The organism is Gilvibacter sp. CC01, from assembly GCF_055755295.1.
On sequence record NZ_CM146909.1, the window covers coordinates 1,811,913 to 1,835,348 of the forward strand.

Annotated in this window: 22 protein-coding genes; 10 read left to right on the forward strand and 12 right to left on the reverse strand. The window is 44.4% G+C overall.

Features of this window, described 5'->3' with window-relative positions:
• Positions 1 to 3: 3 nt before the first annotated feature.
• On the reverse strand, positions 4 to 2,343 hold the full coding sequence (locus tag AC0J2F_RS08575; protein ID WP_473007288.1) for a M28 family peptidase: 2,340 nt from the start codon (positions 2,341 to 2,343) through the stop codon (positions 4 to 6).
• Between the two features lie 140 nt (positions 2,344 to 2,483).
• On the opposite strand from AC0J2F_RS08575, the gene AC0J2F_RS08580 reads away from it, so the two are divergent.
• A complete protein-coding gene (locus AC0J2F_RS08580) occupies positions 2,484 to 2,945 on the forward strand; it encodes a CBS domain-containing protein (protein WP_087523695.1) in 462 nt (153 codons plus the stop codon).
• Between the two features lie 2 nt (positions 2,946 to 2,947).
• Here AC0J2F_RS08580 and AC0J2F_RS08585 read toward each other — a convergent pair whose 3' ends face one another.
• Positions 2,948 to 3,628, reverse strand: coding sequence for a hypothetical protein (locus AC0J2F_RS08585; protein ID WP_473007289.1), 681 nt, complete (start codon positions 3,626 to 3,628; stop codon positions 2,948 to 2,950).
• A gap of 7 nt (positions 3,629 to 3,635) precedes the next feature.
• The gene (locus AC0J2F_RS08590) at positions 3,636 to 3,983 is read right to left on the reverse strand and encodes a hypothetical protein (RefSeq protein ID WP_473007290.1); all 348 of its coding nucleotides are present in this window, start codon (positions 3,981 to 3,983) and stop codon (positions 3,636 to 3,638) included.
• Between the two features lie 248 nt (positions 3,984 to 4,231).
• Here AC0J2F_RS08590 and AC0J2F_RS08595 point away from each other — a divergent pair, with 248 nt between their 5' ends.
• Positions 4,232 to 4,567, forward strand: a complete 336-nt coding sequence (locus AC0J2F_RS08595; protein ID WP_473007291.1) for a single-stranded DNA-binding protein — start codon at positions 4,232 to 4,234, stop codon at positions 4,565 to 4,567.
• A 40-nt stretch (positions 4,568 to 4,607) separates the two neighbouring features.
• Here AC0J2F_RS08595 and AC0J2F_RS08600 read toward each other — a convergent pair whose 3' ends face one another.
• Together AC0J2F_RS08600 and AC0J2F_RS08605 are read right to left on the reverse strand one after the other, a co-directional pair.
• Positions 4,608 to 5,888 (reverse strand): acetyl-CoA hydrolase/transferase family protein, encoded by a 1,281-nt coding sequence (locus AC0J2F_RS08600; RefSeq protein WP_473007292.1) that lies wholly within the window; start codon positions 5,886 to 5,888, stop codon positions 4,608 to 4,610.
• A 140-nt stretch (positions 5,889 to 6,028) separates the two neighbouring features.
• On the reverse strand, positions 6,029 to 6,424 hold the full coding sequence (locus AC0J2F_RS08605) for a cupredoxin domain-containing protein (protein WP_473007293.1): 396 nt from the start codon (positions 6,422 to 6,424) through the stop codon (positions 6,029 to 6,031).
• A gap of 21 nt (positions 6,425 to 6,445) precedes the next feature.
• On the opposite strand from AC0J2F_RS08605, the gene AC0J2F_RS08610 reads away from it, so the two are divergent.
• The 6 genes from AC0J2F_RS08610 (at position 6,446) to egtD (ending at position 11,072) form a co-directional block, all read left to right on the forward strand.
• The gene (locus AC0J2F_RS08610) at positions 6,446 to 6,676 is read left to right on the forward strand and encodes a hypothetical protein (protein WP_473007294.1); all 231 of its coding nucleotides are present in this window, start codon (positions 6,446 to 6,448) and stop codon (positions 6,674 to 6,676) included.
• A 94-nt stretch (positions 6,677 to 6,770) separates the two neighbouring features.
• A complete protein-coding gene (gene msrB, locus AC0J2F_RS08615) occupies positions 6,771 to 7,229 on the forward strand; it encodes a peptide-methionine (R)-S-oxide reductase MsrB (RefSeq protein ID WP_374959388.1) in 459 nt (152 codons plus the stop codon).
• Positions 7,222 to 7,770, forward strand: coding sequence for a peptide-methionine (S)-S-oxide reductase MsrA (msrA, locus tag AC0J2F_RS08620; RefSeq protein ID WP_087523678.1), 549 nt, complete (start codon positions 7,222 to 7,224; stop codon positions 7,768 to 7,770). Before msrB ends, msrA begins: the two co-directional genes overlap by 8 nt.
• Positions 7,767 to 8,984 (forward strand): bifunctional alpha/beta hydrolase/OsmC family protein, encoded by a 1,218-nt coding sequence (locus AC0J2F_RS08625; protein WP_473007295.1) that lies wholly within the window; start codon positions 7,767 to 7,769, stop codon positions 8,982 to 8,984. Before msrA ends, AC0J2F_RS08625 begins: the two co-directional genes overlap by 4 nt.
• A gap of 1 nt (position 8,985) precedes the next feature.
• Positions 8,986 to 10,134, forward strand: a complete 1,149-nt coding sequence (gene egtB / locus AC0J2F_RS08630) for an ergothioneine biosynthesis protein EgtB (protein WP_473007296.1) — start codon at positions 8,986 to 8,988, stop codon at positions 10,132 to 10,134.
• Positions 10,131 to 11,072, forward strand: a complete 942-nt coding sequence (gene egtD / locus AC0J2F_RS08635; protein ID WP_473007297.1) for an L-histidine N(alpha)-methyltransferase — start codon at positions 10,131 to 10,133, stop codon at positions 11,070 to 11,072. Before egtB ends, egtD begins: the two co-directional genes overlap by 4 nt.
• On the opposite strand, the gene AC0J2F_RS08640 is transcribed toward egtD, so the two are convergent.
• The 4 genes from AC0J2F_RS08640 to AC0J2F_RS08655 form a co-directional block, all read right to left on the reverse strand.
• The gene (locus AC0J2F_RS08640) at positions 11,069 to 11,971 is read right to left on the reverse strand and encodes a histone deacetylase family protein (RefSeq protein ID WP_473007298.1); all 903 of its coding nucleotides are present in this window, start codon (positions 11,969 to 11,971) and stop codon (positions 11,069 to 11,071) included. The two genes, egtD and AC0J2F_RS08640, sit on opposite strands and share 4 nt — an antisense overlap.
• On the reverse strand, positions 11,972 to 14,029 hold the full coding sequence (gene metG, locus AC0J2F_RS08645) for a methionine--tRNA ligase (protein ID WP_473007299.1): 2,058 nt from the start codon (positions 14,027 to 14,029) through the stop codon (positions 11,972 to 11,974). It abuts the gene before it with no gap.
• Between the two features lie 63 nt (positions 14,030 to 14,092).
• A complete protein-coding gene (locus AC0J2F_RS08650; protein ID WP_473007301.1) occupies positions 14,093 to 15,709 on the reverse strand; it encodes a DUF1501 domain-containing protein in 1,617 nt (538 codons plus the stop codon).
• A gap of 7 nt (positions 15,710 to 15,716) precedes the next feature.
• Positions 15,717 to 17,177, reverse strand: a complete 1,461-nt coding sequence (locus tag AC0J2F_RS08655; RefSeq protein ID WP_473007302.1) for a DUF1800 domain-containing protein — start codon at positions 17,175 to 17,177, stop codon at positions 15,717 to 15,719.
• A 123-nt stretch (positions 17,178 to 17,300) separates the two neighbouring features.
• Here AC0J2F_RS08655 and AC0J2F_RS08660 point away from each other — a divergent pair, with 123 nt between their 5' ends.
• On the forward strand, positions 17,301 to 18,215 hold the full coding sequence (locus tag AC0J2F_RS08660; RefSeq protein WP_473007303.1) for a S66 peptidase family protein: 915 nt from the start codon (positions 17,301 to 17,303) through the stop codon (positions 18,213 to 18,215).
• Positions 18,212 to 18,571, forward strand: coding sequence for a YraN family protein (locus AC0J2F_RS08665; RefSeq protein ID WP_473007304.1), 360 nt, complete (start codon positions 18,212 to 18,214; stop codon positions 18,569 to 18,571). Before AC0J2F_RS08660 ends, AC0J2F_RS08665 begins: the two co-directional genes overlap by 4 nt.
• On the opposite strand, the gene mfd is transcribed toward AC0J2F_RS08665, so the two are convergent.
• The 3 genes from mfd to pdeM all read right to left on the reverse strand — a co-directional run bounded on the left by mfd (position 18,562) and on the right by pdeM (position 23,435).
• The gene (gene mfd, locus AC0J2F_RS08670) at positions 18,562 to 21,900 is read right to left on the reverse strand and encodes a transcription-repair coupling factor (protein WP_473007305.1); all 3,339 of its coding nucleotides are present in this window, start codon (positions 21,898 to 21,900) and stop codon (positions 18,562 to 18,564) included. The genes AC0J2F_RS08665 and mfd overlap by 10 nt on opposite strands.
• Before the next feature lie 65 nt (positions 21,901 to 21,965).
• The gene (locus AC0J2F_RS08675) at positions 21,966 to 22,766 is read right to left on the reverse strand and encodes a tryptophan-rich sensory protein (RefSeq protein WP_473007306.1); all 801 of its coding nucleotides are present in this window, start codon (positions 22,764 to 22,766) and stop codon (positions 21,966 to 21,968) included.
• A gap of 18 nt (positions 22,767 to 22,784) precedes the next feature.
• Positions 22,785 to 23,435, reverse strand: a complete 651-nt coding sequence (gene pdeM / locus AC0J2F_RS08680; protein WP_374959982.1) for a ligase-associated DNA damage response endonuclease PdeM — start codon at positions 23,433 to 23,435, stop codon at positions 22,785 to 22,787.
• Position 23,436: the final 1 nt, after the last annotated feature.

The window sequence follows — 23,436 nt, forward strand, 5'->3', positions numbered from 1 at the left end:
TTTTTACTGCGGAGCTATACTGTCTTGTACACTAGGAAGCATCTCTGCTGTATTAAAGCGGTCTTTGGTAACAACCGCATCCTTTACTACAAAGGGCGAGGGGATCATAGCTGCACTGCGCTCTGGGATTTCAAATTCAGGCCGATCTAGCAGATCATAAGAATAAGATAAGAACTGAAATTCTGGCATTTGGGCGTCTGCTAATTCAAAATCTATGGTCAGTGGGTCGCCGTCGGTTATCAGATATACGCCCATAAAATTAGAGCGTCGTTTGGGCCAAATTAGACCGCTACTGTCGGCGGCAATGGTTTGGCCATTGTAAGCTAAAGCTTTGAAGTGATAACTGGTATCTGCATAAATGCTAATGCGCTGTAAGTCTCGCTTTGGCTCTAGGGTAAGTGTAAAACGGTTGGCATTGAGAGTGTCTGCTGTTAACCTGCCCTCTAGGCTTGCTATGTTTGCGCTTGTAACGAGCTTGCCGTAAGAGTATCCGGTATTGTATTTGCTCCCTGCCACAGAGCTAACCAGAGAATCTGCAGCCACGGGTTCATCACCTAGAACAGCCCTAGTCCACTCATCAAGAATGCCGTCGTAAGTGAGCATATAAGCTTCTTGCTCTGGATTATCCTGATAATAGACCAATGAGTTTGGTTTGGGCCGCTCTTCTGACCAACTGCTCTGGGTATGAGCGGTGATCAAAAAGATCAGCAGGAAAAACAAGCTGACCTTCCAGAGGTATTTATTAAACGGAAAGGCTCCGGTCACAGCAGCGATAAGGCCGAACAACAGTGCGGTGAACACAACACTGGCTACCAACATCTCTAGCCCTAAACCCACTGGGAAAAACTGAACCAAGGGGCTAAAGATAAGCACCGCAGGTGCCGAAAGTAAGGTGATAAGTAGCGGATTGGCTTCCGGATATTTTATTAGATATGCCAGTATAAAGAATCCGAAGAAAACAGGAATGATAAAATAGGCGGCCCCTGGCAGATAGATTGCTATGGCCGTATTGATGATCATCCACAATACTAGTGGAACGATCATGAGATTCGCTCTTGAGATTCCCTGACAAAAACGACTGTAAAGCCCAAAGCAAACGGCCAAGGTAAGCATGACAAAGGCCACAATATAATAATGCCCATTGTAGGTAAAACCGTGTTGAATTTCGCCGTATTGCGGATAAACTTTATACAAGAGCCATAGGAGCCCTTGTGTCAAAAGTCCGGCAACGATCAAGGTGAGCAAAAACACCCCGCCAGCCTTGGCCCAAGCCTTGCCTTGGAGCGCTCTTTTTTTGGTACCCCAAAGCAACAGGCCTAATAGAATGAACCACCCCAATAATACCATGGGTAGTATCCAAGAGAAGGGATAATTTATAAATTTCACCAGGGGCAGATTCACATAGACATGATCTTCTTCCGCTTTGAGACCTCCCAGATCCGCATCGGCAAAATAGCTTAGAAGGGGCATCAAATATGATCCTTGATGTTCTAAAGAATTTCTGTCCAGATTCTCGTAGTTGTCGTTAACGGTATGGTAATCGTAATGATCGTCTATAAAGGCAAAAAAGAAGCTGTCAATGTCACCATCTTCTCTAAAAACAGTACTATCTGTATCATTAGGCAACATTTTGTAAATGCTATACATGAGTGAACTGGCCACCGGATAATCTGGATTGGCTTCTGCAAAGGCTTGGATGAGGTTTTTGTTGCCGCCATTGGTCTCCACAATCATATTAGACGGGCCTCCGCTTCCGCGAGCTTCGAAGTTTAAAACTAAGCCCACATCTTTGGCCCAAGGGTGTTGATTCACGAAGGTGGAAGCTCCATTTAGACCCAATTCTTCAGAATCTGTGATACAAATGATAATATCGTTTTTGGGAGTTGTTCCGCTGGCCAAAAATGCGCGTACGCTTTCTAATATGGTCACTACCCCAGAACCGGCATCGCTGGCACCGTGGCTGTAACTTTGAGCGCTGTCGTAGTGAGAAAGCAGTACAAGTGATTTACCATCTCCGCTACCTGCAATGCGGGCCAATATGTTCTTTGGTTTAACCAGTTGCCCCCAATTCTGATTCAGATCGTAGGCTTCTTGTACACTGGCCTCTAAGCCTAACGCCTCGAGTTGAGAGACGATATAGTCTCGGACTTTTGCGTGTGCGGGAGAACCTAAATAATGCGGCTCCGCAGCGATCTCCTCTAAATGAACTAAGGCTCTAGCGGTCGAGAATTCGGTTTCGGCTGCAGATTCATCAGAGATTTTTGTGGGCATTAAGCTGTAAAAACTGTACCAAACCAAGCCAATGAGCAGTAGTAAGGACAGCAGGTGGGAAGTGCGTTTCATCCAATGTGTTTAAGTGGTCATACTGCGGAATCTAACCGCATTGCTTAAAATTAAGATAAATAATTGGTTTCCTCCCTTTGCTGCTTTCCCGTAACCGACTTTAGCTAAATAATTGTATATTAGGATAAAACAGTAAGATCATGGCCATTAAAAGTTACATTGCAAGACGCTCCAAACCTGTCAAAGGGTCGGCCGAAAACATTCGTGTTTCGGACTATATGACTCGCAACTTGATCACTTTTCGGCCCGATCAACCGGTGCTAGAGGTAATGAACACCCTTATCAAACACAAGATCTCTGGAGGTCCTGTTGTCAATGATAAAGGAGAGCTTGTGGGGATCATCTCGGAGGGCGATTGTATGAAACAGATCAGTGAGAGTCGCTACTACAATCAACCTATGGATAATATCACGGTAGAAAAGCATATGGCTACGGACGTAGAAACCATAGACGGCGATTTGAATGTATTCGATGCCGCTCAGCGTTTCATCAATTCTAAACGCCGCCGATTTCCTATCGTCGAAGATGGAAAATTGGTAGGGCAGATCAGTCAGAAAGATGTGCTTAAGGCAGCCTTACAGCTCAAAGGGCGAAGTTGGTAGGCTTATCGCTTCGGTAATACTTTTAAAGCTTTAGGCAGATCTGTGACAATAAGACGCTGCCTAAAGTTTCCACTAAGCTCTAGCAATCGGGAATAATTATAACCGGCTATGGGTTGTTCTAGCCGTTTCCAACGTCCAATACCCTTTACCACAACTTGTTCTCCAGGTTCCAGAACGGCTTCCTTGTAGCGCAAAGTCTTGTTGGTATTAAAAAGCCAGGTCTTACCATCGTATCCTTTAGATTTTAAATAGGAGGTCATGGCCGCGCTTGGTTCTGTGGACCAACCACTGCGTTTGTTGTGGTCCACAACCAAATGAAACATTAATGCGCGCTTGTCGTGAGCTCTGATACGGGCTTTTTCTCCACCTGATGCCAGATAGAAGTCGCTGTATTTTAGGTCGTTTATTACCGTATGCCAGCTTTTATCTCCTTTGCGTTCTACAATGATGTGATAGTATACGCATGGTCTTTTGCTCAAAGGGGCGATTATACACTCATCCACGGGTTCCACTACGCCATGTAGCCTGACATATTCTTTCTCTTTTACGGTATTTATGGGTTTGGATGGACTTTTTTTGAGCTCGCGTAAAATCTTGTTCTTCTTGCTATAAATGTACCCTAAGCCTACACTGGTCAGCACGATTGCTAAGAATATCAAAGGGATAGCTAAATCTTCGTTCATGAGTGGACTATTGGCGTTTTACCAATGCAAAATAATCGTTTTCTAACGGTAAATAGCCTTGGTCGTAGACAAAATAGTAAACGCGCCCTGCCTTGGTGGTATAGATTCTGGTGTAGAGGTTGAAATTGAATCCCAACTCTTGCAATTTAGATCTAGAGGTTTTGCTTTTTTGCTTCGGATTGAGACTATTCAGTATGCGCCAATTGCGCATCAAGGAATTATTAGTGTTGCGAATGGTCTTGGTATTCGCCCTATTGATCCGATTATTGTGGTTATTTCTACAACCGTCATCACAGAATTTCTTGTCTGAGCGGCCAACCAAGACAGCTCCACATTCCAGACATTCTCTTTCCATTATTATAATTATTAATGGGGGAGCTATGTGAAAAATAAGGAATTATGAATTCGCTCACAGCTTGTTTTCTGGCAGACTTGCGTCAATTTATAAATGCACACCATTAGCCGACAACAAATAATTAGAAACAACAACAATTAAGTGTAAACGAAAGTCAACCGACTTGGTGCTTTTTGGGGCTCTATGTTTGCCCTGTCGGATCATGGTGGTTCGATAGACTTAACTGTTAACCTTTAAATTAAATTATTATGAATGCACTTAGAAACAAAGTACAGTTGATCGGAAGACTTGGGCAAGAACCAGAAGTTTTAACCTTTGACGACGGCGGTAAGATTGCCAAGTTCTCAATGGCTACAGACGACAGCTACAAAGACAAACAAGGCCAAAAAGTGGAGCGTACCCAATGGCATAACGTCATTGTTCGCGGAAGCTTGGTCAATATAGTAGAGAACTACGTGACCAAGGGGCAGGAGATCGCTATAGAAGGAAAGCTCACTAGCCGTTCTTGGGACGACAAAGATGGGAACAAACGATATGTCACCGAAGTCATGGTGAACGAACTACTGCTTTTGGGCAAAGCCTAAATCGGCTCCCCAAGCGCTGAGGGGCGGTCTTCGGACTGCCCTACATTTTAAAGCGTTCTCTCATTTCGCGCTCCAAAGCTTCTCGATGTGAAGGGTGAGCAATAGAGATCAATGCGCTTGCGCGTTGTTTTAAGCTTTTACCGAATAAGTTCACCACGCCATACTCGGTTGCCACATAATGAACATGGGCACGAGTTGTGGTGATTCCGGCACCGGGCATTAATTGTGCTGTTATTTTTGAATCGCCTTTCTTGGTGGTAGAGGGCATGGCAAAAATGGGTTTGCCTCCTTCTGATAGAGCGGCTGCACGAATAAAGTCCATTTGACCTCCCACGCCAGAATATTGGTAGGTTCCTATAGTATCGGCACATACTTGACCAGTAAGGTCTATCTCTATAGCGCTGTTTATCGCGGTAACTTTTGGATTCATCATTATTAAAGCGTTGTTGTTGGTGTAAGCAGCTTCTTTAAAATGAACAGCCGGGTTGTCGTCAACATAATCATAAAGCGCTTCAGAACCCACAGCAAAAGTGGTTACTATCTTACCGCGTTTGAGTTTTTTGTGTTTGCCATTAATCACGCCATTTTCAATCAATGGTAAGATTCCGTCGGAGAACATCTCTGTATGAATTCCAAGATCTTTATGCCCTTGTAGATTGTGCAAAACTGCGTTTGGAATACTTCCAATGCCCATTTGAAGGGTAGCGCCATCTTCTATCAAGGCGGCGACATGCTCACCTATCTTTTGCTCTACCACGGTAAATGCAGGAGCCTGCGCAGTGTGAATTGGACGATCTACAGCTACGGCAACATCAATTTGGCTAACATGAATAATTCCATCGCCATGTGTTCTTGGTACCTGCGGATTAACTTGGGCGACTACTTTTTTGGCGTACTGTATAGCTGGGTAGGCAACATCAACCGAAACCCCAAGAGAACAATAACCGTGTCTATCTGGAGGTGAAACTTGGATAAAGGCTACATCCAAAGGCAGTAAACCTCTTCTAAAAAGTAAGTGAATCTCGCTCAAGAAAATAGGTATGTAGTCACCTTTGTTGGAATTCACACCTTTGCGAACATTAGCGCCCACAAAACAGCTAAATAAATTAAAGGCTTCATTACACGGCGCCTCCATATAGCGAGCAGGGCCATCGGTATGTATTTGAACAATATCGACATCTCGAAGTTGTGCATGTCTTGCACAAAGGGCATCGATAAGTTCATTTGGGGTCATGGCTGCACCTTGAAAAAATATACGGTCGCCAGAATTAACAACAGAAACTGCTTGGTGAAGGTCAACAAACTTTAGAGAAGATCTCATCGGCTGTATTTTTAATTACAGCTGCAAAGTTGCAGGCTTTTGAGGCATTGAGTTATGATAAGTGTCATATCTGTGCAATCCATTTATAAAAAAAACCCCGACCAGAGAGCCGGGGTTTTCCATCAACTAACTAAACACACCTACTTTACAGTTAGGGTATACTGTGGTGTTTTGTTAAGCGGGCAAAAGTACACGTACTCGCCAGCTTCTAAATGCACAACATTGGACTTTTCGGTAGCTCCTTCTGCCACTACTTGCGTTACATAAGCCGCTTTGATGTGGTTGTCAGGGTTTGAGGCATCGGCACCTTTTGGAACTAGTACAAAGCCAACATCCACTCCGGCCTTGTTATTGCTAATGGCAAAAACATAATCTCCGGCTTTTAGTTCCACTTGCTGTTGGGTGAATTGCCCTTTTGTTTGCTCTAGGGCAACAATTTGTGTCTTGTCGTTCATGGTTTTCTTCATGCTGTCTTGCGCTTGGGCAGTAAGTCCAGCACCAAATACAAAGGCTATTGCAATTAATAAAGTTCTCATAGTTTCTATTATTTTTTAGGATTGGGTGTTGGCTGGGGTATGGCTATTCCAGACGAGGTAGAAGCTAAAATGTATTTTTATCTAAGTTGCTACAAAGACGGGCAATCCTTTTTGCCAGAAGATGTTCCGGATTTAAACCAAGGCCACTGGCATAGAGACGGTTTTACAGGAGGTGTTTTGGCCGTAGCAGATGCCCAGACCGACGGCTTTTCCTTTTTTAAGGAAGCCTTTGAGTTAATTAGAGGCAACTAACTCTTCTGGAGAAAGTTTCACAAAACCTTGACAGTTATTGCTCCTTATTTCGACTCATATGTTTTAACTTCATAGATTCATTGAAAAACAAGCTATGTTAAATTGGAACGACATTATTAGATTTTCGGTAAAAGGGAATCCTGAGCCCGATAAGCGCGTAGAGAAAACGCAAGCTGAGTGGCGTGATTTATTGAGCCCAGAACAATATCGGATAACAAGAGAACACGGAACAGAGCGACCTTTTTCTGGGGAGCTTTGCAGTGTTTATGAAGCTGGGGAATACAATTGTGTATGTTGCAACACACCGCTGTTTGATTCCACAATAAAATTCGATTCCAGCAGTGGTTGGCCAAGTTTTACCCAACCTATCAAAGAAAATGCGATAAAATATATCAAAGACACTTCTTTCGGGATGGTGCGCGTGGAAATACAATGTAATACGTGCGATGCGCATTTGGGGCATGTGTTTCCAGATGGGCCGGCGCCAAGCGGATTGCGCTATTGTGTGAATTCCCTATCGATCGATTTAAAAAAAGAAGCAGCTCATGAGTAATACGCTATCAGTAGCAACAATAGGTGGAGGCTGTTTTTGGTGTGTAGATGCGGTCTTTAGAGAAGTAAACGGCATACATTCCGCAGTGTCTGGATACAGCGGAGGCCAGGTTCCCGGGCATCCTACTTACAGGGAGGTATGTAGTGGACTAACTGGGCATGCAGAAGTGGTACAATTGGAGTTTGATCCATCAGTGATCTCTTATGCTGATGTGCTACGGATTTTTATGACCACCCACGACCCAACCACCCTGAACAGGCAAGGGGCAGATGTAGGCACTCAATATAGATCTGTGATCTATTATCACGACGAGCAGCAGCGAGAAACAGCTGCTAAGGTATTGGAAGAGATGCAGGCCTATTACGATGAGCCTATAGTAACAGAATTGAGTCCGGCAGTAGCTTTTTATGCAGCCACAGAAGATCATCAGAACTATTATAACAAACAGCCCAATCAAGGCTATTGCAGTTATGTGATTACCCCAAAATTGCAAAAGCTACGCCGTTTACACAGCGAAAAATTGCGAACAACTAAAGCATGAAAACCAAAAATATAGAGATCGCTAACTCCAATGGCAGTCTATTTGCACGTTTGGAAGTCCCTGCCAATGGCAAGGTGAGGCACTACGCAATCTTTGCCCATTGTTTTACCTGCAACAGTAACCTGAGTGTGGTTAGGTATATCAGTAGAACGCTTACCAATCACGGGTTTGGAGTTGTGCGTTTTGACTTTACAGGTCTTGGGCGTAGCAGTGGAGAATTCGCCGATTCGAATTTCTCTGGCAATGTGGAGGATCTGATCACGGTTGCTAATTATTTGGAAAAGGAGTATCAGGCTCCGGCCATGCTCATTGGACATTCATTAGGAGGAGCTGCGGTCTTGGCGGCGGCAGCCCATTTGGATTCTGTAAAGGCCATGGTGACCATTGGAGCTCCGGCAGAGGTAGATCACGTAACACATTTATTTGCAGATGGTCTTGAAGAAATTCAGGAGACAGGTTCTGCGGAAGTCAATATCGGAGGACGCCCTTTCCGAATCAAGAAACAATTTGTAGAAGATCTTCGTTCTAGAAATCTTCTGGAAACCATTAATGGTCTAAAGGTGCCTTACCTAATCATGCATTCTCCACAAGACACCACAGTGGGCATAGAGAATGCGGCTAAATTGTATCATGCTGCTTTTCACCCAAAGAGTTTTATTTCTTTAGATGGAGCAGATCATTTATTGACCAATAAGGTCGACGCCGTTTATGTCGCGGATATGATAGGAACCTGGGCAGGAAAGTACTTCCCGGAATTGGACCAAGAACTTATCTCGACCAAAGGAGAGCAGGTAGTGGTGCATTTGGATCTGGAGAACAATTTCACCTCCGAAGTATTTACGCCGCACCATACCCTTATTGCAGACGAACCCAATGCTGTAGGGGGAGACGATCTTGGCCCTTCGCCATACGAATTGCTCAATGCCGCTTTAGGGGCTTGTACCGTAATGACCTTAAAGATGTATGCCCAGCATAAAGGATGGGATCTACGCGAAGTGTTCTGTTACGTGACCTATTCCAAAAAGCATGCCGACGACTTACCACAAGGTCAAGACTCAGATGCCGTGGGTCGAATTGATCACATTCAAAAGACGCTAGAGTTTGTCGGAGACTTAGACGATAAACAGCGCGAACGCCTAGTACAAATTGCCAGTAAATGCCCTGTTCATAAAACTCTGACCTCTACAACCATCATCGATACTAAACTCCTATAGCATGTTAAGAGATCGTTTTCTCAAAACTCGAAACCGCACTCAAGAGATCTGTAGTCCTTTAAAGACAGAAGATTATTCGGTTCAACCTATGGCCGACGCCTCGCCGCCCAAATGGCATTTGGCCCATACCACTTGGTTCTTTGAACAATTCGTTTTAGTACCACACAAACCCAATTACGCGATCTATCATGCAGACTTCGCCTATTTGTTTAACAGCTACTACAACAATTTAGGAGACAGAGTGTTGCGCCCGAATCGCGGTTTAATGACACGCCCATTAGTTACTGAGGTTATGGATTATCGCAGGCATGTTACTGATAATGTCGCCGAGCTATTAGGCCGTGAGGATTGCCCAGTAGAGGTGTTTGAGCTTGTTGAATTGGGCATCAACCACGAAGAGCAACACCAAGAACTATTGGCTTACGATATCAAGTGTCTTTTCGGGAATCAGCCCACTTTTCCGCTTTACGGACGAGTTTATAATTTGCCCAATGAAACTCATGAGCAAGAATTTATTCCTGTAAAAGAAGGACTTTATGAGGTTGGTTATGATGGCGACGGCTTCCATTTCGATATAGAAAAGGGTAGGCACAAGGTTTACTTAGAGGCTTTTGAAATCTCTAACCGACTGGTGACCAATCAGGAATATATAGAATTTATACAGGCCGGAGGGTACCAGAATTTTAATTTATGGCATGCAGAAGGTTGGGAGTTCATCAATGAGAACGATATCAAAGCGCCTATGTATTGGCACGAGATAGAAGGTGAGTGGTTCCGCTATTGTATGGAAGGGCTAGTTGCCGTGAATCCTGTCGAGCCTGTGATGCATTTAAGTTATTACGAAGCGGCGGCCTTTGCCGAGTGGAAAGATCTAAGACTGCCTACCGAGTTCGAATGGGAAGTTGCCTCCGATAACTTTTCATGGGGGAAACTCTGGGAATGGACTAGCAGCGCTTTTTTACCATACCCGCGTTTTGAAAAGAAGGCCGGAGCAGTTGGCGAATACAATGGCAAGTTTATGGTCAATCAGAAAGTATTGCGTGGAGCATCTGTTTCTACTCCCGAAGGGCACAGTAGACCTACCTATAGAAACTTTTTCCATCCACATATGCGTTGGCAATTTGCCGGCTTAAGACTTGTGCGCTCATGAGTCCAACAGCAGTGAACGAAATATTGCAAGGTCTTTCAGCTCCTGAAAAATACATCTCTTCCAAGTATTTTTATGACGATAAGGGCAGTGCGATCTTTCAACAGATCATGGAAATGCCAGAATACTATCTCACCAATGCTGAGCAGGAGATCTTAGCCCAGCAGGCCGCAGAAATCATAACGGAAACAGGTTTTGACGGACCTTTCAATGTGGTTGAACTCGGCGCCGGCGATGGTAGTAAGACCTTTGAACTACTCAGCTATTTGGACAGCGCTAATCGCGAGGTGACCTATGTGCCAGTAGATATTTCCAAAGCCGCTATTGATGGTTTAGCTGCGGATTTTACTAAGCGCTTACCCAGATTAAAGCTCAATCCAAAAGTCGGTGATTATTTCGAAGTACTAAAAGACCGATTGCAAAGTGAATCCAATCCCAGCTTATTATTGTTTCTAGGCAGTAATATCGGTAATTATATGCCAGCCGATGCCTTGAATTTGTTGCGGCTTTTCCATCAGAATATGGCCGCAGGAGATGCACTTTTATTGGGTGCAGATCTACAAAAGAATCCAGAGGTTATTCGCAAGGCTTACGACGATCCGCATGGAATTACCCGAAATTTTAATTTGAATCTGCTAGACAGATTTAACAGGGAACTCAATGCGAATTTTGATCGCGATCAATTCGAGTTTTATTGTTATTATAACCCTTTAAGTGGAGAAGTACGGAGCTATTTGGTAAGTCTTACAGACCAAATAGTCGATTTAGCCGACGAGCAGATCCGTTTCAAAAAAGACGAACTTATCTGGACAGAACTCTCCAAAAAATACAGTTTTCAGGAGTTAGAAGGTATGGCACAAACTGCAGGATTTGAAGTGAAGAAACACTTTTTAGATACTCGTAGTTATTTCACCAATTCACTCTGGATAAAAAGCTATTAGTTCCAAAATTGGTGAGCGATTCTGTAAGTGTTGGCATGAGCTTCTAAGATGATCTTGATATCTGGTGAATAGCCACCTCCCATACTTATCTGAACCGGGATCTCGCGTTGGTAGCAAGCGTCTAATACCATACGGTCTCGAGTTTTACATCCCTCCATGGTGCAACTCAACTTACCTAATTTGTCTGTTGCAAGGATATCCACCCCACTGAGGTAAAAGATAAAATCAGGTTTCACCTTATCTAATAATCTCGGTAAATGAAAAGCCAGCACTTCTAAGTATTCTTGGTCTTTGGTGCCGTTTGGTAGGCCGATATCTAAGTCAGATTTTTCTTTGCGGAACGGATAATTATGAGCCCCGTGAATGGAAAAGGTAAAAACCGTATCGTCTCCATCAAAGATCTCTGCAGTGCCGTTGCCCTGATGTACATCCAGATCAATGATCAAGATCTGTTTTGCCTTTTGCATGCTGATAAGATTGCGTGCGGCTATTGCCTGATCGTTTAAAAGACAGAAGGCTTCGCCGCTTGCCTTAAAAGCGTGATGTGTTCCCCCGGCAATGTTCAAAGCACAACCGTGTTGCAAGGCGAACTCTGTGGCTTCCAAAGTGCCTTGAGCAATGGTGAATTCGCGCTCGATGAGTTTTTCAGACATTGGAAATCCAACTTTGCGCGCAGCTCTAGTCTCGATGTTTTGATTTAACAGGTCGTGTACATACTGCGGATCGTGTACGGCTTTTATGGCCTTAAGATCGGGTTGGCCAGGCACAAAGAATTGCTCTGGCTCGCAGGTGCCTTCATGTAAAAGTTGGCGGTGCAAAAGTTCGTACTTCTGCATCGGGAACCTATGTCCCAAGGGCAGCGGATGCTTGTAAATGGGATGATAGGCGATTCGGATCATTTAACTAATACTGCTTCCGTTTTTAACGGCTTCTTCTGGAGACATGAACACCAATTTGCCATCTGCGTCTTCTGCCAAGAGGATCATCCCTTGACTCTCTACCCCGCGTAATGGTCTTGGTGCCAGATTGACCAATACGGTAACTTGTTTGCCTGCCAATTCTTCTGCAGAATAATGTTCTGCAATTCCCGATACAATGGTTCGGGTATCAATACCGGTATCGACCTCCATGACCATTAGTTTTTTGGTCTTGGCCATTTTCTCGGCTTTCAAGATGGTTCCTACCCGCATATCGATCTTGGTGAAATCGTCGAATTGTATAATATCTTTTTGAGGTTCGGCTTGAGCGTTTTCCATTTCGTTCGCTTTTTTGGTGGCTTCCAATTTGTCTAGTTGTGTTTGTATTTGGGCGTCTTCTATCTTAGAGAACAACAGTTGGTTTGTCGCTATGTTATGTCCACTTGGCAAATAGGTTGTGGTCTCTTCCAAATTTTGCCAGTTGACTGACTCGCCATCCAGATGCAGCATGGCTTTGAGCTTGTCACTGGTATGTGGTAAGAAGGGCTCCGACAACACGGCGAGCGCCGCAGTGATCTGAGCTGCAACAAACATGACCGTTTGGGTGCGAGTCTCATCGGTCTTAATACTTTTCCATGGTTCCTGACTGGCGAGGTATTCGTTTCCGCTACGGGCCACTTTCATAAGAATGCTTAAGGCTTCGCGGAATCGGTATTGCTCCAAGGAAGATTCTATCTCTGCCTTTAGCTGTTTGATGCCTTCCAAAACCTGAGTATCGGCCTCGGTAAACTCAGCAGGTGCCGGAACCACTCCGCCGTAATACTTATGGGTAAGCACTACAACACGATTCACAAAGTTTCCAAAAATGGCAACCAGTTCGTTATTGTTGCGCGCCTGAAAATCCTTCCAAGTAAAATCGTTGTCTTTACTTTCCGGAGCATTTGCCGTTAAAGTATAACGCAAGACATCTTGCATGTCCGGAAAATCTACAAGGTATTCGTGTAACCAGACCGCCCAATTATTCGAAGTAGAGAGTTTATTGCCTTCTAAGTTCAGGAATTCATTGGCCGGCACATTGTCTGGCATGATATAATCGCCTGCAGCTTTCAGGATACTTGGGAAGATGATACAGTGAAAAACAATATTGTCTTTGCCAATAAAGTGAAGCAATTTGGTATCCTCGTCTTTCCAATAGGGCTCCCAGTTGTTTCCGGTAGCTGCTGCCCATTCTTTGGTAGCAGAGATATAACCAATAGGCGCATCGAACCACACATAAAGTACCTTGCCTTCACCCCCCTCCACTGGGACAGGGATTCCCCAATCCAAGTCGCGGGTCACGGCACGAGGTTTGAGTCCGTCCATGATCCAAGATTTTACTTGTCCGTGGACATTGGGCTTCCAATCTTTTTTATGGCCTTCTACGATCCACTCGTTCAACCAGTCTTGGTATTGGTCGAGCGGCAGGAACCAATGTTTGGTAGATTTCAATGTTGGCGTACTGCCGCTTATGGCCGATTTAGGGTTGATCAGATCGGTGGCATTGTGAGAAGTACCACAGTTTTCACACTGATCTCCATAACTGGATTCATAACCACATTTTGGGCAGGTTCCAATGACAAAACGGTCCGCTAAGAACTGATCGGCTTCGGCATCGTACAATTGCTCCGTAACTTGTTCAACAAATTTACCATCTTGGTGCATTTGTTTAAAGAAGTCACTTGCAGTTTGGTGGTGAATCGGCGCCGATGTGCGCGAATATACGTCGAAGGAGATCCCAAAATCAGCAAAAGAATCTTTAATGATCTTGTGGTAGCGGTCTACTACTTGCTGCGGACTTATGCCTTCTTTTTTAGCCTTAATGGTAATGGCTACACCGTGTTCGTCGCTTCCGCAGACAAATACGACATCACGCCCTTTAAGGCGTTGGTAACGAGCATAAATATCGGCAGGTACATAAACGCCAGCCAAATGTCCGATATGTATTGGACCATTAGTATACGGCAAGGCTGCCGTAATTGTATATCTTTTGGGTTGTGCCATAAGAGTAGAAAACAAAGCACAAAAATAGGCAAAAAAAAGCCGCGACTGGCGCGGCTTAAGGTCTTATCTAATCACAATAGATTTACTAAAGTGCTGATCGCCGATACTGATACGATAAATGTATTGTCCGGTATGTAATCGGGTGTTGGCCGCGTTCTTCACATCGATCTCATGCGCTCCTGCAAACTTCATATCATTGGTCAGAGTTGCAACTTCTTGTCCTACGATATTATACAAGACCACTTTGACATGCGCAGAGAAAGGCATGTTGAAATTGATGAAGGTAGAACTGTCTCTGTAGGTAGCCGTGTGTGCAAAGCGATTCACATCTTCAAAATCATTGACCGAAGCCGTGCTACAGGCAAAGCCAAGATCTACCATTTCGAAATCAGTATTTAGCAAGGCGGAATTGACCGTAGTCTCATCAATACACATCCACTCGATCATAATGCTGGCATAAATGTTCCTAAAGTCTTGATTAAAGATCAGGTTGCCAAAGGGATCTGTTGCAGTAAGGCTCGGGTGAGAGCCTACGAAACCGCTTCCGTTGAGTCCGCTTCCAAAGAGCATCATGGTAGAGGCCGATCCGTGATCGGTTCCAAGACTACCATTCTCAAAGGGGCGTCGACCGAACTCAGAAATGGTCATAGAAAGTACTTTGTCGTCCCAACCAGCAGTGGCTAGATCATCATAAAAGTTCTTTACCGCTAAAGAGAGATCATTCATGATTTCATTGTGGTAGGTCAACTGGTTGGCATGTGTATCGAAACCACCCAGAGTAACCATAAATACTTTAGTGCCTAGACCGCCTTTGATCAGTCTAGCGATAATCGCCAACTGATTGGAGAGTTCACGCGTATCGTATGGAGCGTCGTTAGTGGCTCCTTCATATGCTTCATTGATCACACTGGCATAGGCGAAGGTTGTGTTGGTAGCAGCGCGCAAGAACTGCAACTGATCTCCGTAATAACATTCTGGAATATCGGTCACGTCATGTACCACTCCTGTAGAGGCAATGGAACTCAATTGATCCGGATTGGCCACAGTAAAGGCATAATTACTGTTTAGGCCATCAAAGATCAGGTTACCGATACTTCCAATTTGAATGGCTGGAGGAACAGCCGGTGGATTCACCAGATAGTCTGGATATAACTCTTCAAAATAACGTCCCCACCATCCGGTTTCACCTGGGTCCGACGTATTGGTGTTTGCCCAAATATCAGAGGATTCAAAATGCGAGAAATTCTGATCTGGATAACCCACACCATGTACTACTTTCATGCTGCCATTACCCCAAACGGACTGCAAGGGACTCATAAATTCCGGTAAGCCAAAGTCAGCGTCTAAGGCGTAGAGCGAACTTTCTGCTAGTCGTATATTAGGACGCAATCCGGCGTAGGTGTCATAATCGTAAACGGGAACTATGGTGTTCAGACCGTCGTTACCACCTTTCAGACGAATGATCACTAAAATATTGTCATTTTCTGATTCTGTCAGGGCCATGGCTAAGGGCGAAGGTCGTGAAACAGTCAAATTGGTTCCACCCAACATGACAGTACCGCCACCCATAAGCCCTAAAGCTTGAATGAACGATCGTCGGCTCCAATGGCTGTGCTCCTTGTCGTGGTTAATATCGTGCAGCTTCTTATAGTTCGAGGAAGGAAAATGGTTGTTACACATAGCAATTCTATTTAAGTTGGAACTCTGGGGCCTTGGCCAAGTGAATCAATAATCCGGCAACTTGCGCGGGAGCAGTGTCCCAGTACAAATTCCAAGTGCCGTCGTCGTAGTAACCTTGCGGGACATCGCCTTTAAATACATCTATCGCCACCTCGTAATCAGACAAGGTGTGGAAAGGTTTACCCAAGAGTCTATCGGCAATCACAGTAGTGATAAACTCCGGGTCATTACTGTCTCCGGAAAGGTTAAGGGCTAAATTCCTGAGATCTTCTGGGAAGTTTCCTAAAATATAAAACGCATAGAGTTCAATAACCTGCCAGCGCCCGGTCAAAGTACTGGAACTTATCCAATCGTGGTCACGTTGCCAACCGGCCACATCTACAGGTTCATACATTTCTTGCCCCAATACAGCAGCGTAATAGTTCAGGCCGTTAACTACAGCATCATTGTAGGTCAGTTCTGCCTCCGTAGTAAAATTGAACAAGAAATCGAACGGACTTTTTACTACAACTCCTTGTGCCAAGTTGTCGAAGAAATGTTCGCTTTTAAAGAGCTGACGCAGTACGGGCGCCAATTCAAATCCGCTTGTGATAAATGTGTTTGCCAAGGGTGCAATGATCTCCGCCTGAGCAAAATCAGACACCTCATGACTCACAAAGAACTTGTACAGTTTGGTGCAAATAAAAGTAGCGATCTCCGTAGGGCGTTGTTCGAAAAGGATATTGATCACATCCTCGTATTTCCAAAGACCGGCTTGTCCAAAGATGTTCTTTACACTCGGGTCCCAAGTAGAATCCTCAAAATAGATCTCACCGCCAACTTCGTCCCAGTGATTCCAACCCGTAAGGGCTTTTGCCGTGAACTGAATGTCAACTTCTGTATAGTTGTTGTCCAAGCCCAAAGTAAAGAGCTCAAACAGCTCTCTTGCGTAATTCTCATTGGGTTCGAATCGCGTGTTTTGAAAGCCGTTCAAATAAAACAGCATGGCGCCAGACTTTCCTATGTCGGAAACAAAGTCTTTGAAATTACCAATAGCATGGGTCTGATTGATGTTGTAATACTGGAACATATAGGGCGAGTAGAAATAGGTCTCTAGCTCGGTCACAAAATGATTCATCCAGAAAAACGTAAGCCTATCGCGCAAGCGATTCTGCAAAAGGTCGTAAGCGGTCTGTCGCCTCCAGCTTTCAATATATTCATTGTTCTCCGTGTCGTAATCGGTAAAGTTGGTCAGGTTCCAATAACCCCAAGGTGGAGTTGGTGTTGGTTCCATAGCCACGGCTTCATCGACCAATAGATCAATATAAGCATCGGGAGACATAGTCAAGGCATTGTCTAGCTCTGCTTGCGAAGCCCCAAAGGCCAAGCGGCGGCTAATGTGGATCGCCTTATTTAAATCCCAAGGATTGTCTCCGGTGGGAACATAGGGTGTAATAGGCGAAGTATTGCACAGGGTAGTAGCTTCCATAGGCAATTCGGATTAATAGATTTTTTGTTTCAATGTACTGAAAATCTGACAAATGAGAGGATTATCAGGCCATATTTTGTCTATTGTTTTCAATTCTGCATCTTTGACGTAATACAATTACGGATGGTTACACCGGATTTTTTGACTCCTGGAGATAAGATTGGTTTAATTGCCCCGGCACGTTTTATTACCGCGGAGCAACTTCAGCCGGCTTTGAAACTCTTAGAAAGTTGGAATTTAGTTCCAGTTTTAGCTCCGAATATTCTTCAGCCGCACCACCAGTTTGCAGGACCTGATTCGGTTCGCGCCCAGGGGATGCAGCAACTTTTAGATGATCCTGAGATCAAAGCCTTGTGGAGTGTCCGTGGAGGTTATGGCAGCATTCGACTATTAGAGCATTTAGATTTCTCTTCACTGAAAAGGAATCCAAAATGGCTTCTAGGCTACAGCGATGTAACGGTATTTCATAATGTCCTGCAAAATCTAGGGATAGCCAGTATTCACGCTACCATGCCCATAGACCTGGCGGAGCTACCTACAGCCTTGGGCAATCACCAGAATGCTTTAGAAGCTTTGAGACAGCTATTGTTCGGCAGTACAACTGAATTGGAGTTTGCAACTACTGCTTCCAATCGTCACGGTAGTGGTCGAGCTGAGCTTACCGGCGGAAACCTCTCTATGCTTTATAGTATGTGCGGGAGTCCGTATCAGGTTCCAACTAGTGGCAAGGTATTGGTTATAGAAGATCTGGACGAATATTTGTATCACATCGATCGCATGCTCAGAAATCTTAAGAATAATGGACTGCTTTCGGACCTTTGCGGACTTATAGTCGGTGGATTCACCAAAATTCACGACAACAGCATCCCTTTTGGAAAGACGGTAAAAGAAATTATCTTAGACTTGGTCAAACCCTATGACTATCCGGTGGCTTTTGACGCGCCCATCGGTCATATTCACAACAATTATCCGCTGATTTTTGGTCAGCAGGCAAATTTCGAAGTTACTCCCCGAGCAGTAAGTTTGAAATATTTATGAGTTATCACAACGCTCTGGGCCAACGTGGCGAAGCTATCGCAATCCAGTATTTAAAGCGGGAAGGTTATGAGATCCTTGCCCGAAATTTCCGTTACAAAAGAGCCGAAATAGACCTTATTGCCTTTCAGGACGATCTTGTTATCATTGTGGAGGTCAAAACACGAAACTCCGACTATTTTGGCGATCCACAGCGTTTTGTTTCTCCCAAAAAGATCCGACTAATGGTCAAAGCGGCAGACGCCTTTGTGCGTCAAAAAGACTGGGAGTATCCAATTCGATTCGATATAGTGGCTGTGCTTTTAAACAGCAAGCAGCAGCAGATCACCCATATCAAGGATGCCTTTTATCACTTTTGAGTTGCTTGATGCAGCGGATTCAACACAGCTAGCGCTTGTGGTACAGATTTAATGGTTCCAAATCGCAACAAGAGTTTGAGTCCTGTTCGCGTTTGCTTTTCGCTCATGCTAACCTTATCGGGATGCTGCTGCACATAGCTCAATACCCTACCAAAACTGTTACTTTGATAGTAACCTGACTGTTGATCACTGATAAAGTAGCCTACCATTTTGTTCTTTTTCATAAGGACGCGTTCTAGGCCTAGATCTAAGGCCATCCATTTAATGCGCACGCTGTCTAGTAGGTCTTGTGCTTCTTCGGGCAGTGGACCAAAGCGGTCTTCCAATTCATTCTGAAAAGCTTGTAATTCGGTTTCGTCTTTTAATTCGCCGAGCTTGTGATACAGATTTAAGCGTTCGCTAATGTTGTTTACATATTCCGACGGGAACAAGAGCTCAAAGTCAGTATCGATAACTGTCTCTTTAATCCACTTTTTGTCCTTTTCTTCTTGACCCTGGTAGAGTGATTTAAACTCTTTCTCTTTAAGTTCTTCTATAGCTTCTGCCAAGATCTTTTGATAGGTTTCAAAGCCGATCTCGTTTATGAAGCCACTTTGTTCTCCTCCAAGAATATCTCCAGCACCTCGAATCTCGAGGTCTTTCATAGCGATCTTGAAACCACCCCCAAGTTCTGTGTATTGTTCCAAGGCCTGTATGCGTTTGCGCGCATCTGTGGTCATGGCAGAATAGGGTGGTGTAATGAAATAACAGAAGGCTTTTTTATTACTTCGTCCAACGCGGCCCCGCATTTGGTGTAGGTCAGAAAGGCCAAAGTTGTTGGCATTATTTATAAATATGGTGTTGGCATTAGGAACGTCCAAACCGTTTTCTATGATGGTAGTAGAGACCAAAATATCAAAAGCGCCGTCCATAAAGGCAAGCATGAGCTTTTCGAGTTTTTTACCATCCATTTGACCATGACCCACGCCAATTTTGGCATCAGGCAAAAGGCGTTGCAACATTCCGGCTACCTCTTGAATATTTTCAATACGGTTATGGACAAAAAAGGCTTGCCCACCTCTAGAGATCTCGTAGCGCAAGGCGTCACGGATCGCCTCCTCAGAAAAACGGATAACCCGCGTTTCAATAGGGTAGCGGTTTGCCGGAGGTGTATTGATAACTGATAGATCTCTGGCTGCCATTAAACTGAACTGTAAGGTACGTGGAATCGGTGTTGCCGTGAGCGTAAGTGTATCTACATTTTCTTTAATGGTCTTAAGCTTGTCCTTAACGGCTACCCCAAATTTCTGTTCCTCGTCTATAATCAGTAAACCGAGGTCTTTAAACTTAATGCCTTTATTTACCAATTGATGGGTCCCGATAACAATATCTAATTTGCCACTAGCCAGATCTTCCAATACCTTATTGCGCTCTTTGGTGGTTCTAAAGCGATTCAGATAATCAATATTGACGGGTAAGCGCTTCATACGTTTAGAGAAACTCTTGTGGTGTTGGAACGCAAGTATGGTAGTTGGCACTAAAACCGCGACTTGTTTTCCGTTGTCTACGGCTTTAAAAGCTGCGCGTATGGCGACCTCTGTTTTACCAAATCCAACATCTCCACAGACCAAGCGATCCATAGGGCGCTCGCTTTCCATATCGCGTTTAATGTCTTCTGTGGCTTTGGTTTGGTCTGGCGTGTCTTCGTATATGAATGATGATTCCAGTTCGTGCTGCAAATACGAATCCGGAGCGTATTGAAAGCCTTTTTGCAAACGACGCTTGGCGTATAATTCAATAAGATTAAAGGCAATTTCTTTGACCTTTTTCTTGGTCTTTTGCTTGAGTTTTTTCCAGGCGTTGGATCCTAATTTATAGATCTTCGGAGCGGTACCGTCCTTGCCGTTGTACTTCGCAATTTTGTGCAAAGAATGTATGCTGAGGTACAATATGTCTCTGTCGCCGTAAATGAGTTTAATGGCCTCTTGAAATTTGCCCTCGACCTCTATCTTTTGCAAACCACCAAATTTCCCGATCCCATGGTCGATGTGGGTCACATAATCTCCAACTTCTAAATTGGTGAGTTCCTTTAAGGTGATGGCTTGCTTTTTAGCGTAGCCATTTTTAAGGTGGAAGCGGTGATAACGCTCAAAGATCTGATGGTCGGTATAACAAGCTGTTTTAGATTCCGCATCGACAAAGCCCGAATATAGTGAGAACACCGCAGTTTGATATTGAACATCGTCTTGGGCGTCCTCTAGAATATCTTTAAATCTCTTGGCTTGTTCAACGGTATCGCAAAATATGTAATTCGTATAGCCCTTGGCATGCTTTTGCTGCAGATCCTTGATCAGTACCGGGAACTGTTTTTTAAATGGGGGTTGCGGTTGGGTTTTAAAAGCGATCTCTCCATCAGAAGGCACCTCCGCTACGTGAGTAAAGGATTCCAGCAGCGCAGAAAAAGTATTACCGTTAATAAATAATTCCTCTGGTTTGAGTTGTTTAACCGTCTGATCCAGTTCGGCGAAGGCTTCCTCTGCTTTTTGGTAAAAATCATCGAGTTTTTCTTCGACCAAGCGTTGATTAGCGGTAAAGACCACAGTCTTTCTGGCAATGTATTCCAAAAAGGAAGCCCTCTGTTCTTCCAGTAATTTGTTGGCCACATTCGGAATGATCCCAATGCGTTTTACCTGCTCTGTGGAAAGCTGGGTTTCTACATCGAAACAGCGAATACTGTCTACCTCATTGCCAAAGAATTCCAAGCGATAGGGTTCGTCGTGTGAAAAGGAGAACACATCCAGTATTCCTCCACGAACAGAGAATTCTCCTGGCTCAGTAACAAAATCAACGCGTTTAAACTGATAAGAGAACAATACTTCGTTCACAAAATCCAAAGAGAGTTCGTCTCCCACTTTTACGCTGAGGGTATTGCGCTCCAATTCTTTTCTGGTGACTACCTTTTCGAAAAGTGCTTCCGGGTAGGTCACTATAAGCGCCGGCTTTTTTCGCGAGTTGATGCGGTTCAACACTTCGGACCGTAGCAGTACGTTGGCATTGTTGGTTTCCTCTATTTGATAAGGGCGGCGGTAACTGCCAGGAAAGAAAAGCACATCCTGTTCACCAACCAATTGTTCCAAGTCGTTGAGGTGATAAGCGGCTTCTTCTTTGTCGTTAAAAACACAAAGAAATGGCCGGTCTGTTTCTTTGAAGAGCTGAGCTACAACAATTGAAAAGGCAGAGCCGTGTAGGCCCGATAGTGTTGTCCTCGCTTGATTTTTGGATATAGCTTCCCCTAGTTTTCTTAAAGAAGAAGACTCTCTGAACACCGATTGTACCAGCGTTTTACTCATGGGATGGCAAAGATAATATCTTCCTTTGTGTTTTTAAAGCAACTCCTAAATCAAATAAGAATTATTTAACGCTTCCCGTAGTATTCCAGCAGTTTAAACAGCGGATTGTACTTCCAATTCCTAATTGCGTGCAAAGTGCTGCTGCCTATTAGAATTCCCATGACTAGCATGGCGGTGTTAGCAATGGCTTCTTCCGTATGCCAATTCGCCACGGCAATAGCGCCTAGAGCCCAAGCACCCACTAAGGCAAATTCTCGCATGTTGCGCTTCCAGGTAACGACCAAGTTCACGGCTCCGGCAACAAGTATTACAATGATGGTCCAAGTGACCTCGGACAAGCCGAGGCCGTCCCAATTGGTTTTATGTAAATAGGCGGAGATATTGGCAATGCTCGCCACAGTTATCCATCCGCTGTAGATCACAAAGGGCCACCAAACAAAAGCAATGGTAGGAATGGCAGCATCATAGAGTTCCATTTCGTTCTTCACAACAATGACCAGCAAGGCAATTAAGATCACAAACATGCAAACCACAGACCATCCCGTCCACTCATAGAGCCAACAGAAGATCCACGCCATATTGGCTCCGCAGGAAAGTAAAAACCAAGCTGCTGTCTTTTCTAAAAAGGAATCGTCACGCACCTTGCCAAATGCAGCCACAAGTCCGTATATCACAAAACCAATAAGCAGTAAATAGATCAATCCCCAAATGGCAAAGGCATAACCAGCAGGCGTGAAAAGGGTATTCAGATCATCAGAAACACCACCAATTGTTTTCCCGGCAATGGCTCCTGTGTTGGACAGGTAATTCACATAAATAGTTGCCAACAGAGCAAGCGCATTGAGAATTGCGTATAATTTTTTCATCAGTCTAAGATACGCAAATTAGAGCGTCTCGTGTAGGGCAATAAGTTCACCTTCTGCTATGGCATAAATACGGTCTTCACTACTTGGGCGCAATATGTGTTTGCCCGTAAAACTCCCAAAAGCGGGCAAGATCATTTGTTTCCCACTGATGAAATAACAAGGTAAACTGATGGATTGTCGCCCAACGCCACGCAGTCGAACTCCGGGATGAATATGTCCGCTAATAGTGAACTTTTCTGGGCTTTCTTCTGGAATGTGGGTGAGTTGTAGATCACCCAGATTCCCAGTTCCACAAGTGGCAATTCCCAAAGCGTCGTAGCGGCTTAAAGGGATGATGTCATGATTGCCCAGCACTAAAGTAGACTTGGGTTTTCGTTCTTCTATCCAACGGGAAAAATAATCCCATTCTTTGTTGGTATGGCTGTGAAACAGATCTCCTAAAAAATAGATACGATCTGTTTTAAAATCCTTCATCGCAATATCCAACCGATCAAAATTAGATTGAATTGCCGCGGTAGGAACTGCAGCTCCGTGTTTTCTAAAATGACTCACCTTGCCCAGATGCACATCGGCGATCAACAGGCAATCGTAGGCTGGGACGTACAATGCACCGCTAGCGTGCGCAACACAATCCAACCCACCGAAATTGAAAGCTAAGGTTTTGGTCATA

Excerpts from the sequence above, each read along its gene's own strand:
- AC0J2F_RS08575 (WP_473007288.1), bottom strand. The coding sequence starts at position 2,343 with ATGAAACGCACTTCCCACCTGCTGTCCTTACTACTGCTCATTGGCTTG.
- AC0J2F_RS08580 (WP_087523695.1), top strand. The coding sequence starts at position 2,484 with ATGGCCATTAAAAGTTACATTGCAAGACGCTCCAAACCTGTCAAAGGG.
- AC0J2F_RS08585 (WP_473007289.1), bottom strand. The coding sequence starts at position 3,628 with ATGAACGAAGATTTAGCTATCCCTTTGATATTCTTAGCAATCGTGCTG.
- AC0J2F_RS08590 (WP_473007290.1), bottom strand. The coding sequence starts at position 3,983 with ATGGAAAGAGAATGTCTGGAATGTGGAGCTGTCTTGGTTGGCCGCTCA.
- AC0J2F_RS08595 (WP_473007291.1), top strand. The coding sequence starts at position 4,232 with ATGAATGCACTTAGAAACAAAGTACAGTTGATCGGAAGACTTGGGCAA.
- AC0J2F_RS08600 (WP_473007292.1), bottom strand. The coding sequence starts at position 5,888 with ATGAGATCTTCTCTAAAGTTTGTTGACCTTCACCAAGCAGTTTCTGTT.
- AC0J2F_RS08605 (WP_473007293.1), bottom strand. The coding sequence starts at position 6,424 with ATGAGAACTTTATTAATTGCAATAGCCTTTGTATTTGGTGCTGGACTT.
- msrB (WP_374959388.1), top strand. The coding sequence starts at position 6,771 with ATGTTAAATTGGAACGACATTATTAGATTTTCGGTAAAAGGGAATCCT.
- msrA (WP_087523678.1), top strand. The coding sequence starts at position 7,222 with ATGAGTAATACGCTATCAGTAGCAACAATAGGTGGAGGCTGTTTTTGG.
- AC0J2F_RS08625 (WP_473007295.1), top strand. The coding sequence starts at position 7,767 with ATGAAAACCAAAAATATAGAGATCGCTAACTCCAATGGCAGTCTATTT.
- egtB (WP_473007296.1), top strand. The coding sequence starts at position 8,986 with ATGTTAAGAGATCGTTTTCTCAAAACTCGAAACCGCACTCAAGAGATC.
- egtD (WP_473007297.1), top strand. The coding sequence starts at position 10,131 with ATGAGTCCAACAGCAGTGAACGAAATATTGCAAGGTCTTTCAGCTCCT.
- AC0J2F_RS08640 (WP_473007298.1), bottom strand. The coding sequence starts at position 11,971 with ATGATCCGAATCGCCTATCATCCCATTTACAAGCATCCGCTGCCCTTG.
- metG (WP_473007299.1), bottom strand. The coding sequence starts at position 14,029 with ATGGCACAACCCAAAAGATATACAATTACGGCAGCCTTGCCGTATACT.
- AC0J2F_RS08650 (WP_473007301.1), bottom strand. The coding sequence starts at position 15,709 with ATGTGTAACAACCATTTTCCTTCCTCGAACTATAAGAAGCTGCACGAT.
- AC0J2F_RS08655 (WP_473007302.1), bottom strand. The coding sequence starts at position 17,177 with ATGGAAGCTACTACCCTGTGCAATACTTCGCCTATTACACCCTATGTT.
- AC0J2F_RS08660 (WP_473007303.1), top strand. The coding sequence starts at position 17,301 with ATGGTTACACCGGATTTTTTGACTCCTGGAGATAAGATTGGTTTAATT.
- AC0J2F_RS08665 (WP_473007304.1), top strand. The coding sequence starts at position 18,212 with ATGAGTTATCACAACGCTCTGGGCCAACGTGGCGAAGCTATCGCAATC.
- mfd (WP_473007305.1), bottom strand. The coding sequence starts at position 21,900 with ATGAGTAAAACGCTGGTACAATCGGTGTTCAGAGAGTCTTCTTCTTTA.
- AC0J2F_RS08675 (WP_473007306.1), bottom strand. The coding sequence starts at position 22,766 with ATGAAAAAATTATACGCAATTCTCAATGCGCTTGCTCTGTTGGCAACT.
- pdeM (WP_374959982.1), bottom strand. The coding sequence starts at position 23,435 with ATGACCAAAACCTTAGCTTTCAATTTCGGTGGGTTGGATTGTGTTGCG.